Source organism: Streptomyces sp. NPDC003247 (assembly GCF_042888135.1).
Taxonomy (GTDB): Bacteria; Actinomycetota; Actinomycetes; order Streptomycetales; family Streptomycetaceae; genus Streptomyces.
In genome coordinates, this window is record NZ_JBIAPF010000003.1 from 646,902 (window position 1) to 662,146 (window position 15,245).

Annotated in this window: 12 protein-coding genes; 8 read left to right on the forward strand and 4 right to left on the reverse strand. The window is 72.8% G+C overall.

Going from position 1 to position 15,245, the window contains the following annotated elements; translation table 11 throughout:
* The first annotated feature begins 44 nt into the window (after window positions 1-44).
* From ACFYWQ_RS12235 to ACFYWQ_RS12245, 3 genes are all read left to right on the forward strand, one after another.
* Complete coding sequence (locus tag ACFYWQ_RS12235; protein ID WP_389515406.1) at window positions 45-713, forward strand: DUF3000 domain-containing protein; 669 nt, start codon at window positions 45-47, stop codon at window positions 711-713.
* Between the two features lie 310 nt (window positions 714-1,023).
* On the forward strand, window positions 1,024-1,686 hold the full coding sequence (locus ACFYWQ_RS12240) for a response regulator transcription factor (protein WP_003993737.1): 663 nt from the start codon (window positions 1,024-1,026) through the stop codon (window positions 1,684-1,686).
* Between the two features lie 353 nt (window positions 1,687-2,039).
* Window positions 2,040-3,329 (forward strand): HRDC domain-containing protein, encoded by a 1,290-nt coding sequence (locus ACFYWQ_RS12245; protein ID WP_389515407.1) that lies wholly within the window; start codon window positions 2,040-2,042, stop codon window positions 3,327-3,329.
* A gap of 102 nt (window positions 3,330-3,431) precedes the next feature.
* On the opposite strand, the gene ACFYWQ_RS12250 is transcribed toward ACFYWQ_RS12245, so the two are convergent.
* The 3 genes from ACFYWQ_RS12250 to ACFYWQ_RS12260 are packed head-to-tail and all read right to left on the reverse strand — an operon-like array spanning window position 3,432 to window position 6,522.
* Entirely contained in the window at window positions 3,432-4,262 is an 831-nt protein-coding gene (locus tag ACFYWQ_RS12250; RefSeq protein WP_389515409.1) for a carbohydrate ABC transporter permease, read from the reverse strand.
* The gene (locus ACFYWQ_RS12255) at window positions 4,259-5,209 is read right to left on the reverse strand and encodes a carbohydrate ABC transporter permease (RefSeq protein ID WP_389515412.1); all 951 of its coding nucleotides are present in this window, start codon (window positions 5,207-5,209) and stop codon (window positions 4,259-4,261) included. Before ACFYWQ_RS12255 ends, ACFYWQ_RS12250 begins: the two co-directional genes overlap by 4 nt.
* A complete protein-coding gene (locus ACFYWQ_RS12260; protein WP_389515415.1) occupies window positions 5,209-6,522 on the reverse strand; it encodes an extracellular solute-binding protein in 1,314 nt (437 codons plus the stop codon). The genes ACFYWQ_RS12255 and ACFYWQ_RS12260 overlap by 1 nt, the downstream gene beginning before the upstream one ends.
* A 192-nt stretch (window positions 6,523-6,714) precedes the next feature.
* Between ACFYWQ_RS12260 and ACFYWQ_RS12265 the strand changes: the two genes are divergently transcribed.
* The 4 genes from ACFYWQ_RS12265 to ACFYWQ_RS12280 all read left to right on the forward strand — a co-directional run bounded on the left by ACFYWQ_RS12265 (window position 6,715) and on the right by ACFYWQ_RS12280 (window position 13,607).
* The gene (locus ACFYWQ_RS12265) at window positions 6,715-9,105 is read left to right on the forward strand and encodes a glycoside hydrolase family 2 protein (RefSeq protein ID WP_389515417.1); all 2,391 of its coding nucleotides are present in this window, start codon (window positions 6,715-6,717) and stop codon (window positions 9,103-9,105) included.
* The gene (locus ACFYWQ_RS12270) at window positions 9,102-10,139 is read left to right on the forward strand and encodes a LacI family DNA-binding transcriptional regulator (protein WP_389515419.1); all 1,038 of its coding nucleotides are present in this window, start codon (window positions 9,102-9,104) and stop codon (window positions 10,137-10,139) included. Before ACFYWQ_RS12265 ends, ACFYWQ_RS12270 begins: the two co-directional genes overlap by 4 nt.
* A 124-nt stretch (window positions 10,140-10,263) precedes the next feature.
* Window positions 10,264-11,481, forward strand: coding sequence for a thiolase family protein (locus ACFYWQ_RS12275; RefSeq protein ID WP_389515421.1), 1,218 nt, complete (start codon window positions 10,264-10,266; stop codon window positions 11,479-11,481).
* Complete coding sequence (locus ACFYWQ_RS12280; protein WP_389515422.1) at window positions 11,478-13,607, forward strand: 3-hydroxyacyl-CoA dehydrogenase NAD-binding domain-containing protein; 2,130 nt, start codon at window positions 11,478-11,480, stop codon at window positions 13,605-13,607. The genes ACFYWQ_RS12275 and ACFYWQ_RS12280 overlap by 4 nt, the downstream gene beginning before the upstream one ends.
* A gap of 81 nt (window positions 13,608-13,688) precedes the next feature.
* On the opposite strand, the gene ACFYWQ_RS12285 is transcribed toward ACFYWQ_RS12280, so the two are convergent.
* Window positions 13,689-14,711, reverse strand: coding sequence for a hypothetical protein (locus ACFYWQ_RS12285; RefSeq protein WP_389515423.1), 1,023 nt, complete (start codon window positions 14,709-14,711; stop codon window positions 13,689-13,691).
* A gap of 117 nt (window positions 14,712-14,828) precedes the next feature.
* Here ACFYWQ_RS12285 and ACFYWQ_RS12290 point away from each other — a divergent pair, with 117 nt between their 5' ends.
* Window positions 14,829-15,215, forward strand: coding sequence for an NTP pyrophosphohydrolase (locus ACFYWQ_RS12290; protein ID WP_389515425.1), 387 nt, complete (start codon window positions 14,829-14,831; stop codon window positions 15,213-15,215).
* Window positions 15,216-15,245 lie beyond the last annotated feature (30 nt).

The window sequence follows — 15,245 nt, forward strand, 5'->3', positions numbered from 1 at the left end:
GTCTTGCCCTGCGCGAAGCCGCCGTTCCCCTTAATCTTCCCCGCATGGCTGCGGCTCAGGGACGACTGTCGGACGGCACGGGCGGGATGGACGACGCGAACGGGGAGGACCGGGACGGGGGCGGGTCGGCACCGCCGGCCTTCCGGGCCGCCGTCGACGCGCTGAGGGCCGCGCGGCTGCGGCCGCAGATCGAGGTGGAGCCGACACCGGCCCCCCAGCGGCTCGCCCCCTACGCGTACGCGCTGGAGGCGACGGTGGTGGACGGCGACCAGGACCTGGCCGACGGCCGGCTGGTGCTGCTGCACGACCCGGCCGGGCACGACGCCTGGCACGGCACCTTCCGCCTGGTGACCCTGGTGCGGGCCGAGCTGGAGGCCGAGATGGCCGTCGACCCGCTGCTGCCGGAGGTCTGCTGGTCGTGGCTGACGGGCGCGCTCCAGGCGCGCGGACTGACGTACGGCGAGCCGAGCGGGACCGTCACGCGGGCGAGTTCGCACTACTTCGGCGGGCTGGCGGAGCGCCCGGCGACCTCGCAGATCGAGATCCGGGCCTCCTGGACGCCCCGTGAGGGCCTGGGCGGGGTTCCGGACACGGGCGGGCACCTGGCGTCCTGGTGCGATCTGCTGGCCCAGGTCGCGGGGCTGCCGCCGGCCGGACCGGGGGACGCGTCGGTGGTGACGCTGCCGCAGCGGCGCGGCCCGCAGTCGCGCTGACGGCACTCGCGCCGGCGGCGGCCGTCGCGCTGACCGCGCCGATCACACCTCCGGGTACCTCGTTCGGCCGCCTCCATGACCGTCTCTTTGTCGATACGGCCACTTTCGATCTCATACGGCACCCACCCAAACCGACTCGATCTTCGGATGATCGATCGTGTGTCCGAATTGACAGATTGTTACTCACTAGATCGTGATCATTCTCTAAAGGACCCCGGGTTCGCTGCCGAAGACGACTGTGACCTTGAAAGCACGGTTCCCCCCGGCTTCATCCCCCGAGCCGGCCCCGTCCCGCACCCCAGGAGGCCTGGTGTCCGTTCTCCTCGAGCAGCCCGCAAGCCTGGTCGCCTACCGCCCGAACAAGCCCACCGCCATGGTGGTCGTGGCCGATCCCCGCGTCCGCTCCACCGTCACCCGCCACCTGTGGGCGCTCGGTGTGCGCGATGTCATCGAGGCCTCGTCCATCGCGGAGGCTCGTCCCCGCATCGGCAACCCCCGGGATATCTGCGTCGCCGACGTCCACCTGCCCGACGGCTCCGGCCTCACCCTGTTGTCGGAGACCCGCGCCGCGGGCTGGCCCAACGGCCTCGCCCTCTCCGCCGCCGACGACATCGGCGCCGTGCGCAACGCCCTCGCGGGCGGTGTGAAGGGCTACGTCGTCACCGGCACCCGCACCAACGTCGGGCTCCCCACCCGGCCCGGTGCCGCCCCCATCGGCGCGGCCGCCGCCCGCCTCCACCGCCGCCCCCCGGGTGCCCCGAGCCACCCGGGCGGCTACCGCGAGCTGTCCGGCCGCGAGGTGGAGGTGCTGCGGCTGGTCGCCGAGGGCCAGTCGAACAAGGCCATCGGCGTCTCGATGGGCCTGTCCGCGCTGACCGTCAAGAGCCACCTCGCCCGGATCGCCCGCAAGCTCGGCACGGGCGACCGCGCCGGCATGGTGGCGGTCGCCCTGCGGACCGGGATCATCCACTGACCCCGGTCCGCCGCCCCACCTCCCACCCCGATCCCCGCCCCGATCCCCATCACGCTTCCTGCCCCGCACCCCCGTCACGCTTCCCGCCCGGCTTGCGCCCCGACTCCCGTCACGCCTCCCGCCCGGCTTCCCGTCACGTTCCGTCGCGACCGCCACGATCCACGCCGCCCCGACCCACGCCACTCCCCCCGCCGGCCGCCCCCGGCCGGGACCGCGCGCCCTCACCACCCCCGGAAGCCCTCCCCGGGACCGCGCGTCCCGGTCGGCGGACCTGACCGGTTTACGACCCTGCGGCGCCCGCCGACGGAACGTTCCGTCGGCGGGCGCCGTCCACACACGGATACCCTTGACAGGTGACCGACGCCCAAGAAACCGCAGCAGCCAGCTCACTGCGAACCACCGGAGGCGCCCCTCCGGACGACGGCGGAACTACTGCTTCACCTGTTTCCGGGGCGCCGACACCACTGCTCGAACCACGTGAGGGCGTCCCCGACGTCATCGCCGACGAGGCCTCCCTCGCCGCCGTGATCGCGGCCTTCGCCGCCGGTTCCGGCCCCGTCGCCGTCGACGCCGAGCGCGCCTCCGGCTACCGCTACGGCCAGCGCGCCTACCTGGTGCAGCTGCGCCGCCAGGGCGCCGGCACCGCGCTGATCGACCCCGTCGCCTGCCCCGACCTGACCGCCCTGGGCGACGCCCTGTCCGGCGCCGAGTGGGTGCTGCACGCCGCCACCCAGGACCTGCCCTGCCTGCGCGAGATAGGCATGGTGCCGACGCGGTTGTTCGACACCGAGCTGGCCGGACGGCTCGCCGGGTTCCCGCGGGTCGGCCTCGGCGCCATGGTCGAGGGCGTCCTCGGCTTCGTCCTGGAGAAGGGGCACTCCGCCGTCGACTGGTCGACCCGGCCGCTGCCCGAGCCGTGGCTGCGCTACGCCGCCCTGGACGTCGAGCTCCTGGTCGACCTGCGTGACGCGCTGGAGAAGGAGCTGGACCGGCAGGGCAAGCTGGAGTGGGCCCGGCAGGAGTTCGACGCGATCGCCTCGGCCCCGCCGCCCGAGCCCCGCAAGGACCCCTGGCGCCGTACGTCCGGCATGCACAAGGTGCGCCGGCGGCGGCAGCTCGGCGTCGTGCGGGAGCTGTGGGAGACCCGGGACCGGATCGCGCAGCGGCGGGACGTGTCGCCGGGCAAGGTGCTGTCGGACGCGGCCATCGTGGAGGCCGCGCTGTCCCTGCCGTCCACCGTGCACGCGCTCGCCGCGCTGAACGGGTTCGGGCACCGGATGGGGCGTCGGCAGCTGGAGCAGTGGCAGGCGGCCGTGGACCGGGCGAGGGCGTTGAGCGAGGCGCAGTTGCCGCAGCCGGGGCAGCCGGTCGCGGGGCCCCCGCCGCCGCGGGCGTGGGCCGACAAGGACCCGGCGGCCGCCGCCCGGCTGTCGGCCGCGCGGGCCGCGGTGTCGGCCCTGGCCGAGGAGCTGAACATGCCGCAGGAGAACCTCGTCGCGCCGGACTCCGTACGGCGCGTCTGCTGGGAACCGCCCGCCCCGCTCGACGGGGAGTCGATCGCCGCCGCGCTGTCGGCGCTCGGGGCGCGGCCCTGGCAGGTCGAACAGGTGACGCCGGTGCTGGTCGCGGCCCTGTCCGCGTGAGCACGCCCGGCCGCCGTGGGACCCGTCCGTCCCACGGCGGCCGCGAGGTGTCGTGGCCGCTTCCGCCCACGGCGGCCGCGAGGTGTCGTGGCCGCTTCCGGTTCACCGGGACGCGCCCCGCATGAAGCCGTTGTAGATGTACTTCTGGAGGGCGAGGAAGACGATCAGGGTCGGCAGGATCACCAGGACCGCTCCCGCCGAGATGGTCTCCCAGTGGGCCGAGTAGGGCCCCTTGAAGCGGAACAGTGACGTCGAGATCACGCCAAGATCCTGCGAGGGCATGTAGAGGAAGGGGATGTAGAAGTCGTTGTAGACGGCGATCCCCTTCACGATCACGACCGTCGCGATCGCCGGTTTCAGCAGCGGCAGGATGATCCTCCGGTAGACGGTGAAGGCGTTGGCGCCGTCGAGGCGGGCCGCCTCGTCCAGGGAGATGGGGATCGAGCGGACGAACTGGAGGAAGATGTAGATCGACACGATGTCGGTGCCCAGGTAGAGGGCGATCGGCGCCCAGCGGGTGTCGAACAGGCCGAAGCCGTGGACGATCTGGAAGGTGGCCACCTGCGTGGTCACCCCGGGCACCAGCGCGGCGACCAGGAAGAGGGCGACCACCAGTCTCCGGAAGCGGAAGGTGAAGCGGTCGATCGCGTACGCCGTCATCGAGCCGATGAGGACCGTCCCGCCGACGGACACCACCAGGATGAAGGCGGTGTTGCCGAAGGCCGTGAGCATGCCGCCGTCCCTGAACGCCGTCACGTAGTTGTGGAAGTTGAGCGGGTCGCGCGGGAGGGTGAGGGCCCCGCCGCCGTTCGCGGTCTCGTTCCCGGTCTTCAGCGCGGTCAGGAAGACGACCCCCAGCGGGAGCAGGACGACCACCGCGGCGAGGACCAGCGACAGGTACACCAGGGCGCGGGCAACGGCTCGGCGCGTCATACCAGGTCCACCCTCTCGTCGGGGACGAGACGCCGCTGCACCCAGGTCACCGCCAGGATGATCAGCAGCAGCACCACGGCGGCCGCCGACGCGAGGCCCGTCTTGTTGAACTGGAAGGCCAGCTTCACGGTCTGGATCACGAAGGTCTCGGTGCCGGTCGCCCCGCCGGTCATGATGTACGGGATCTCGAAGGCGGACAGCGAGCCGGAGACCGAGAGGATCACGGTCAGGGTCAGCACCGGCTTGATGCCGGGCAGGATGATGTGGCGGAACTGGTGCCAGCGGTTCGCGCCGTCCAGCTCCGACGCCTCGTACAGCTCGCCCGGGATGGACTGGATCGCGCCGAGGAACAGCACGAAGTTCATGCCGAGGTGGCGCCAGACCGAGACGCCGGCGAGCGAGGTGTTCGCGGAGAACGGCGTGCCCAGCCAGGCGTGGTCGGTGTGGTAGCCGAAGAGTCCGAGGACCGTGTCGAGGGTGCCGCCGTCCTGGAAGAAGTACAGGAAGACGAAGCCGATCGCGACGCCGTTGACCAGGGAGGGGAAGAAGAGCACGCCCTTGAAGAAGTTCCGGAGGCGGAGGTCGAAACTGAGGACCGTCGCGAAGTACAGCGCGGCGACGATCTGGAGCGCCGAGGCGGCCAGGTAGTAGCCGCTGACGAAGAACACCTGGAAGAGGTCCTCCCGGGTGAAGATCTCCGTGTAGTTCCCGGTGCCCGTGTAGTGCAGCTCGGGGCTCACGCCGTCCCAGTCGGTGAAGCTGTACGCGACCATGTTGGCGATCGGCGCGTAGGTGAAGGTGATCAGGAGGGCGAGCGGGGCGAGCAGGAACAGCCACGGGGTGACGGTCCGCCAGACCCGTGCCCGCCGCGGGGCCGGTGCGGGGGCGGCGCGCTCCGAGGCCGGCGCCGCGGCCTCGGAGATCGCCCTCTCGGTGGTGTGCGCCATCAGCCGGTCACGTTCTTCTGCGTCGCGGTCCACTTCTCGCCCAGGCCGGCCAGGAAGTCGTCCAGGCTGCCCTTCTTCGCGCCGCGCGCGAGGTCGACGAGGTCCTGCCGGTACTCGGGCTTGTTGATGCCGACCTCGGACTCGTCGTCGATCAGCTTGACCTTCGCGCCCGCCGAGTCGTCCAGCTCGATCAGCTTCACGCCCGCGTCCTCGTACGGCGTCAGCACCTCGGGCATGGGCGCGTCCTTGAGCGGGGAGATGGCCAGGTTGTCCCGGTCGTAGCCGGACTTGTCGGTGAACCAGTCGATCCAGGCGCGGGCCGCCTCCTTGTGCTTCGAGTGGATGTTGACGGCCTGGTTGTAGTCGGGGCCGACGGTGGCGCAGAACGTGCCGTCGACCTGTGCGGGGAAGGGCATGAAGCCGATGTCGTCGGGGTTCACGCCGGCCTTCTTCGCGGCGTCCTGGAACTGCACGATCGCCCAGGTGCCGAGCCACTGGGTGGCGATCTCGCCCTTCGCCAACTGCGGCTTGGACAGCTCCCAGTTGGTGGTCGTCGGGTCCTTCTCGGCGAGGCCCTGCCGGACGATGTCGTACAGCAGCCGGTCGCCGGTGCGCAGGTCGGAGCCCGCCGCCCACGGATCGCCCTCGGCGAGCTTCGTGGTGGCCTGCGGGTCGCAGCTGACCGAGCCGTTGACGGAGGTCCACGAGGTCAGCGGCCACTGGGCGGCGAAGTTGGTGTAGTAGGGGATCGCGTCCGTCTTCGTCTTGATCGCCTTCAGGGCGGCCAGGAACTCGGCCGAGGTGGTGGGCCATGCGGTGACCCCGGCCTCCCGCCACACCCGCTTGTTGTAGACGAAGCCGGGCATCACCCCGACCGGGGTCTGGCCGTAGACCTTGCCGTCGACGGCGGTGAAGTCGGTGAACCGGTACTTCTTCGAGCGCTCGGCCACGGTGCCGAGGGAGGCGAAGTACTTCGGGTAGTCGTCCTTCTTGATCACGCCGGGGATCAGCAGGACGTCGCCGTAGTCCTCCGTGTTCATCCGGATCTTGATCTCGGCCTCGTAGTTGGTGAGGGCCTGGAACTCGACCTTCACCTTGGGGTACGTCTTGTTGAACTCGGCGGCGTACTTCTTCATCGTCCCGTCCTGCACGAGGTCCGTGCGCACGGTGAGGACCGTGATGGTGCCGCTCACCTTCGCGGGATCGGTGGGCGCCGCGGCCTCCGCGCCCTGGGAGGTGCCGGCTGTACCGGTGCAGCCGGGGAGCAGCAGGGCGGCTCCGGCGACGACGGCGAGGACTGTACGGCGGTTCATGTGCATCAGCTCCGTTCACGGGACGGACGAGCACGTGCGGGGTGGTGGAGCGCGTACTACGGGTCGGTGGAGCGTGTACGGGTTGGCTGGTTCGGCACTCTGGCAGCGCTTTCTCAACCGGTAAAGTCCCATTCCCGCCAAGGATGAAGGACGGCGCCCAAACACTCGGGTTTACCGGTTTAGGGAGTGCGCATGCTGGAGGCGACACCGCTCACCGACGGATGGATCCTGCGGCACGGTCGGGACGCGCTCCCGGCCGTGGTGCCGGGGTGTGTGCACACCGACCTGCTCGCGGCGGGGGTGATCCCGGACCCGTTCCTCGGCCGCAACGAGACCGCGCTCGGGTGGGTGGGGCGGCGGGAGTGGACGTACGAGACGCGGCTGCCGGAGGCGGGGGCCGGGCACGAGCAGACCGACCTGGTCTTCGACGGGCTGGACACGGCCGCCGAGATCCTGGTGGACGGTCAGGTCCTGGGCCGGGTACGGAACATGCACCGCTCGTACCGCTTCGACGTGACCGGGGCGAGCGGCACCCTGGCGGTCCGGTTCCGGTCCGCCTACGCCGAGGCGGAGGCCGTGCGCGGACGGGTCGGCGAGCGGCCGGCCGCCTACGCCGAGCCGTACCAGTACATCCGCAAGATGGCCTGCTCCTTCGGCTGGGACTGGGGGCCGACCCTGGTCACGGCGGGGATCTGGCGGCCGGTGCGGCTGGAGCGCTGGTCGACGGCGCGGATCGCCCGGGTGCGCCCGCTCGTCACCGTGGAGGGGGGCGTGGGGGTCGTGGAGTTGCGCGTCGACGTGGAGCGGACCCGGGTGGAGGCCGCGCTCACCCTGGAGGCCCGGGTGGCCGGCCGGCGGGTGCGGGCCGAGGTGGCGGGCACGGCCGGTGCCGTACGGGTGGAGGTGCCGGGCGCGGAGCTGTGGTGGCCGCGCGGGTACGGCGGGCAGCCGCTGTACGAGGTGGAGCTGACGCTGCATCACGGGGCGGCCCCGCTGGACGCGTGGCGGCGGCGGGTCGGCTTCCGGACCGTGGAGCTGGACACCTCCGCCGACGCGCACGGCACCGGGTTCACGCTCGTCGTCAACGGTGAGCGGCTCTTCGCGCGGGGCGTGAACTGGATCCCGGACGACGTGTTCCCCTCCCGGGTGACGCGGGAGCGCTACCGGGAGCGGCTCGGGCAGGCCGCCGGCGCCGGCGTGGACCTGGTGCGGGTCTGGGGCGGCGGGATCTACGAGAGCGAGGACTTCTACGACGCCTGCGACGAGCTGGGCCTGCTGGTGTGGCAGGACTTCCCGTTCGCGTGCGCGGCCTACCCGGAGGAGCAGCCGCTGCGGGGCGAGGTGGAGGCGGAGGCCCGGGAGAACGTCGTACGGCTGATGCCGCACCCGTCGCTGGTGCTGTGGAACGGCAACAACGAGAACCTGTGGGGGTTCCGGGACTGGCAGTGGGAGGAGCGGCTCGGCGGCGCCTCGTGGGGGGAGGGGTACTACCTCGGGCTGCTGCCGCGGGTGGTGGCCGAGCTGGACCCGACGCGGCCGTACACGGCGGGCAGTCCCTGGTCGGGGTCGTGGCGGCACCACCCGAACGATCCCGCGCACGGCACGCACCACTCGTGGGAGGTGTGGAACCGCGAGGACTGGGCCGACTACCGGCTCACCGTGCCCCGGTTCGTGGCCGAGTTCGGCTGGCAGGCCCCGCCCGCGTACGCCACGCTGCGGCGGGCGCTGCCCGGGGAGGAGCTCGCGGCCGGCTCCCCCGGCATGCTGCACCACCAGAAGGCCGAGGACGGCAACGGCAAGCTGGAGCGCGGGCTCGCCCGGCACTTCGCCGTCCCGCCGGGGGACTTCGACCGCTGGCACTACCTCACCCAGGTCAACCAGGCCCGTGCGGTCGCCGCCGGGATCGAGCACTGGCGCGCGCACTGGCCGGTGTGCGCGGGCACCGTCGTCTGGCAGCTCAACGACTGCTGGCCGGTGACGTCCTGGGCGGCGATCGACGGCGACGGGCGGGAGAAGCCGCTCTACCACGAGCTGCGCCGGGTGTACGCCGACCGGCTGCTCACCGTGCGGCGGCGGTCCGGCGGACTGCTGCTGGCCGTCGTCAACCAGGCGGCCGGGCGGTGGACGGGAACGGTGTCGCTGCGGCGGATGTCCGTCGAGGGGGAGGTGCTCGCCACGGCCGACGCAGCGTTCGCGGCGGAGCCGCGGACGGTGGCCGGGGTGGAGGTGCCGGCGGAGCTGGAGCCCGCCGGGGCGAAGGAGTTCCTGGTGGCCGACGTGCCGGGCGCCGACGGCGGGGAAGGGCTGCGGGCCGTGCACTTCCCGGTGCCCGACCGGGAGATCCCCTATCCGCGCCCGGAGTTCGAGGTGGCCGTCGTCCCCGGGGGCGTCGAGGTGAGCGCCCGCACCCTGGTGCGGGACCTGCTGCTCCAGGCGGACCGGCTGGCGCCGGGGGCGCGGGCCGGCCGGGGGCTCGTCACCCTGCTTCCCGGGGAACGGGTGACGATCGGCGTCACGGGCTGGGAGACTCCGGACGCCGGCGCCGCCCGTGCCGCGCTGTACTGCCAGGAGCCCGCTCGATGACAGCTTCCCCGTCCTCCCGCGTCACCATCAAGGACGTCGCCGCGCGCGCCGGTGTGTCCAAGGGCGCGGTCTCGCTCGCCTTCAACCGCAAGCCGGGGCTGTCGGAGGCGACCCGGGACCGCATCTTCGCGGCGGCGCGGGAGCTGGGCTGGGAGCCGAACCTGACCGCGCGGTCGCTGGCCGGCTCGCGCGTGGACGTGGTGGGGCTGGCGATCTGCCGGCCGGCCCGGATGCTGGGCCTGGAGCCGTTCTACATGGAGTTCGTCTCCGGGGTGGAGAGCGTGCTGACCGAGCACTCCTGCTCGCTGCTGCTGCGGCTGGTGCGGACGGTGGAGGAGGAGGTCGCGATCCAGGAGTCCTGGTGGCGGGGGCGGCAGGTCGGCGGGTCGATCCTGGTGGACTTCCGGGCCGACGATCCCCGGGTGGCGGCGGTCGAGCGGCTGGGGATGCCGGTGGTGGCCGTGGGGCAGCCCTCGCTGACCGGCTCCCTGACGTCCGTGTGGACGGACGACGCCACCGCCGTGACGGAGGCCGTGCGGTATCTCGCCGCGCTGGGGCACCGCCGGATCGCCCGGGTGGGGGGCGCCGCCGCGCTCGGGCACACGGTGATCCGGGCGGCCGCGTTCGACGGGGCGGCGCGGAGTCTGGGGCTGGCCGGGGCGTGGCAGGTCGCGACGGACTACTCCGGGGAGGCGGGGGCGCGGGCCACCCGGTCGATGCTGGCGGCCGCCCCGCCGGACCGGCCGACGGCGATCGTCTACGACAACGACATCATGGCCGTGGCGGGGTTGTCGGTGGCGGCCGAGATGGGGCTGTCCGTGCCGCGGGACGTGTCCCTGCTGGCCTGGGACGACTCGCAGCTGTGCCGGCTGACCCACCCCACGCTGTCCGCGATGAGCCATGACGTGTTCGGCTTCGGCGCGGAGGCGGCGCGGACGCTGTTCGGGGTGGTCACGGGGGCGGGGCCGGGATCGCACCCGGTGCCGACGCCGGTGCTGACGCCCCGGGGGTCGACGGCACCTCCGGGGGTGTGACCTTCACCGCTTGGCCCTCCGGGACTGGGCAGCTACGTTACCCATAAGTAGCATGGGTCCTGAGCGCGCGCTCAGCGCATGCGCGTCGCAGCAGTGCCATCCCGCACCCTGGAGGAGAGCCATCGTGCCTCGTACCGTCAGGGACGTCGTCTTCGTCGACGGCGTCCGCACCCCGTTCGGCAAGGCGGGCCCGAAGGGCGTCTACCACGAGACCCGCGCCGACGACCTCGTCGTGAAGGCGATCCGGGAGCTGCTGCGCCGCAACCCCGGTCTCGACCCGAAGAAGGTCGACGAGGTCGCCATCGCCGCGACCACCCAGATCGGCGACCAGGGCCTGACCATCGGCCGCACCGCCGGCATCCTCGCGGGCCTGCCCACCTCGGTCCCCGGCTACTCCATCGACCGCATGTGCGCGGGCGCGCTGACCGCCGTCACCACGGTGGCCGGTTCCGTCGCCTTCGGCGCGTACGACGTCGCCGTCGCCGGCGGTGTCGAGCACATGGGCCGCCACCCGATGGGCGAGGGCGTGGACCCCAACCCGCGGTTCGTGAGCGAGAAGCTGGTCGACGAGTCGGCCCTGTTCATGGGCATGACCGCAGAGAACCTGCACGACCGCTACCCGCAGATCACCAAGCTGCGCGCGGACGAGTACGCGGTGCGCTCGCAGGAGAAGGCCGCCAAGGCGTACGCCAACGGCAAGATCCAGGCCGACCTGGTGCCGATCTCGGTGCGCCGCACCTCCCCCGAGGGCGGGGAGACCGGCTGGGGCCTGGTCACGGCCGACGAGCCGATGCGCCCGGGCACCACCCTGGAGAACCTGGCGGGCCTGAAGACGCCGTTCCGCGTCCACGGCCGGGTCACCGCGGGCAACGCGGCCGGTCTGAACGACGGCGCCACCGCCTCCCTCATCGCCTCCGAGGACTTCGCGCGCGAGAACGGCCTGCCGGTCAAGATGCGCCTGGTCTCCTACGCCTTCGCCGGCGTGGAGCCGGAGGTCATGGGCTACGGCCCGATCCCGGCCACCGAGAAGGCCCTCTCCCAGGCCGGGCTGTCGATCTCCGACATCGGCCTGTTCGAGATCAACGAGGCCTTCGCCGTCCAGGTCCTGGCCTTCCTCGACCACTACGGCATCGCCGACGACGACGAGCGCGTCAACCAGTACGGCGGCGCCATCGCCTTCGGCCACCCGCTGGCCTCGTCGGGCGTCCGCCTGATGACGCAGCTGGCCCGCCAGTTCGAGGACCAGCCGCACGTCCGCTACGGCCTGACCACCATGTGCGTCGGCTTCGGCATGGGCGCGACGGTCGTCTGGGAGAACCCGCACTTCGAGGGGGACAAGTGAGCACCACCGCCGAGCTGTTGAAGGGTGCGGCCGAGCTGTTCCCGGACGAGGTCGTCACCAGCGCGCACGTACGCCACTTCGACCTGCCGCTGGGTGGGGGCCGGTTCGCCCTGATCACCCTGGACAACGGCCTGGACCACACCAAGCCGACCACCTTCGGCCCGCAGTCCCTCGCGAACCTGAACACCGCGATCGACCAGGTCGAGCAGGAGGCCGCGGACGGCGGGATCGTCGGCGTCGGGGTCACCGGCAAGCCGTTCATCTTCGCCGTCGGCGCCGACCTGAAGGGCGTCGAGCTCCTCAAGGAGCACGAGCACGCGCTCGCCATCGGCAAGGGCGGCCACGAGGTCTTCAAGCGCCTGTCGTCCCTCGCGGTCCCGACGTTCGCGTACTACAACGGCGCGGCCATGGGCGGCGGTGTCGAGGTCGGCCTGCACTGTACCTACCGCACGGTGTCCGCGGCCGTTCCGGCGTTCTCCCTCCCCGAGGTGTTCCTGGGCCTGGTCCCGGGCTGGGGCGGCTGCTCGCTGCTGCCGAACCTGATCGGCGCCGACAAGGCCGTCTCGGTGATCATCGAGAACAGCCTCAACCAGAACAAGCAGCTCAAGGGCGCGCAGGTCTACGAACTGGGCATCGCCGACGCGCTGTTCGAGGGCGCCGACTTCCTGGAGCAGTCGCTCCTGTGGACGGCCTCCGTCCTCAAGGGCGAGATCGTCGTCGACCGCCCGGTGATCGACCGCGGCGAGGCCTGGGACCAGGCCGTCGCACGCGGCCGGTTCGTCGCCGACGGCAAGGTGCACGGCGCGGCCCCGGCCGCCTACCGCGCCCTCGAGATCATCGCCGCCGCCAAGGACGGCGACCTCCAGCGGGGCTTCGACGCCGAGGACCGGGCGCTCGCCGACCTGATCATGGGCGGCGAACTGCGCTCCGGCATCTACGCCTTCAACCTGGTGCAGAAGCGCGGCAAGCGCCCCGCGGGCGCCCCGGACAAGTCGCTGGCGCGGCCGGTCACCAAGGTCGGCGTGGTGGGCGCGGGCCTGATGGCCTCGCAGCTCGCCCTGCTCTTCCTGCGCCGCCTGGAGGTGCCGGTCGTGCTGACCGACATCGACCAGGAGCGCATCGACAAGGGCGTCGGCTACGTCCACGCCGAGATCGACAAGCTGCTCGCCAAGGGCCGGGTCAACCAGGACAAGGCCAACCGTCTCAAGGCGCTGGTGACCGGTGTCCTGGACAAGGCCGAGGGCTTCGCGGACGCGGACTTCGTCATCGAGGCCGTGTTCGAGGAGATCGGCGTCAAGCAGCAGGTGTTCGCGGAGGTCGAGGCGGTCGCCCCGGCGCACGCGATCCTCGCCACCAACACCTCCTCCCTCTCGGTCTCCGAGATGGCGTCGAAGCTGAAGCACCCCGAGCGGGTCGTCGGCTTCCACTTCTTCAACCCGGTCGCCGTGCTGCCGCTGCTGGAGATCGTGCGCGGCGAGCGGACCGACGACGCCTCGCTGGCCACGGCGTTCGCCGTCGCCAAGAAGCTGAGGAAGACGGCGGTCCTGGTGAAGGACGCCCCGGCGTTCGTCGTCAACCGCGTCCTCACCCGCTTCATGGGAGAGGTGCAGAACGTCATCGACGAGGGCACCCCGGTCGAGGTCGCGGAGAAGGCGGTCGAGCCGCTCGGCCTGCCGATGTCGCCGCTGGTCCTGCTGGAGCTGGTCGGTCCCGCGATCGGCCTGCACGTCTCGGAGACGCTCCACCGGGCGTTCCCGGACCGCTTCACGGTCTCCCCGAACCTCAAGGCGGTCGTAGAGGCGGGCAAGCGCGGCTTCTACGTCTACGACAGCGGCAAGCCCGAGCTGGACCCCGAGGTCGCCGCGCTGCTGAAGCAGGGCGACACGGTCCTCACCGAGGAGCAGGTGCGGGCGCGCGTCCTGGAGGCGGTGGCGCAGGAGATCGGGCTGATGCTCGACGAGGGCGTCGTCGCGGAGGCCCAGGACATCGACCTCTGCCTGATCACCGGCGCCGGCTGGCCCTTCCACCTGGGCGGCGTCACGCCGTACCTGGACCGCGAGGGCGTCTCGGAACGGGTGAACGGCAAGCGGTTCCTGGCGCCGGGCGTGGCATCGGTTCCCGCCTGACCGTCACGGGGACGTGAAGAGGGCCTCCGCCGTCCGGCGGGGGCCCTCGTGTCTGTGCCCGCGGCGTCCGGTCCCGGCCGCTCACGCCTCCTGCCACGCCGTCAGCGCCAGACCCGGTTCCTCCTTGCGGCGGCTGGTGAGGAGGCGGCCGGTCGACGGGGACAGGGTCGCCGCGACCACCCGGCCGCCGTGGTCCCGGGCGAGGGCCACCACGGCGTCGTCGGGCAGGTGGGGGCCGGACTCGGTCCACCAGGCGCCGGCCGTCTCGTCCTCGGTCGGGTAGGCGGCGAAGGCGACGCGGCCGCTCGCGGCGCGCTGGGCGAGCAACGTGCAGTCGTGGCCGTCGAGTTCGCAGCGGACGGCGGCCACCGGGCCGGGGCCGGCGGCGGCGAGCAGCGGGACCGGCTTGCCGCCGGGGCGCCAGGCGCAGACCTCGCCGGAGTCGTCGTCGGTGAAGAAGAGGGTGGTGTGCTCGGCGGAGGTGGCGAGGGCGCGCAGGGTGCCGGGGCGGACCGCCGCCGCCAGGGGCTCGCCGCACGCCGGAACCGTGCCCGGCTCCGTCTGCCGCCAGTGCAGGACGGCGCCGGAGACGGCGGCGTACGCCTCGACCCGGCCGGACTCCCCCGTCACGGCGACCGGCGGGCCCTGCACGCCCTGCCCCTTCAGGTCGCGCCACGGGTCCCAGCCGCCCTTCTCCTTCTGGGCGACCATGCTGATCCCGGTGCCGACGTTGCGCACGAAGACGTGCGCCCGCCCCTGGGCGTCCACGGCCACGGCGGGCGAGCCGGTGCGCCCGCCCGTCTTGTTGGGGTGGCCGACCGGAGCCCAGTCCAGGGCCGCGAGCAGGGGCCGGAAGTGGGTGGAGTGCACCAGGACCGCCTCCCCCGACGCGGTCGGCCGCCAGGCGGCCAGATGGGCGTAGCCGTCGGCGCCCTGCCCGACGGCCACGCCGTCCGGCCGCACCCGCTGTTCGCCGGCCACCGTGCGCGGCGGGTCCCAGGGGCCGCCCCCGGTCCGCTCCGCCCGGCACAGCACGGCGTCGTGTGACGTCAGGTAGACACTGAGCCGCCCGTCGCGGCCGCGTATGAGCCATTCGCCGTTCACCCGCTCACTGTATGTCGGCCGCCGTCCGGGGCCGCCGCCCGGGGCGCACGCCCCGCAGCAGTCCCGTGCCGCCGCTCGGGGCGCACGCCGGGCCGCCGTCCGTGCCACCCTGGGCCCATGCACACTGAGCCCGGGGACCACGCCTCCCCCCTGCTGGTGATCGTCGACGCCGCGAACGTCGTGGGATCGGTGCCCGACGGCTGGTGGCGCGACCGGCGGGGCGCCACGGAGCGGCTGCGCGACCGGCTGGCCGCCGGCGGGCTCCCCGGACTCCCCGGACCGCGGGAGATCGTCCTGGTCGTCGAGGGCGCCGCGCGGGGGGTGGAGTCGGTGCCCGGTGTGCGCGTGGAGTCGGCCCCCGGCAGCGGCGACGACCACATCGTCGACCTGGCCGCCCGCTCCGCCGGCCGCCCCCGCCTGGTCGTCACGGCCGACCGGGAACTGCGCCGCCGGGTGACGGAGCACGGCGCGGAGGTCGCCGGACCGCGGGCCGTGCTCGGCTGAGGGCGGCACCGTACGGGACACGCCGGGGGG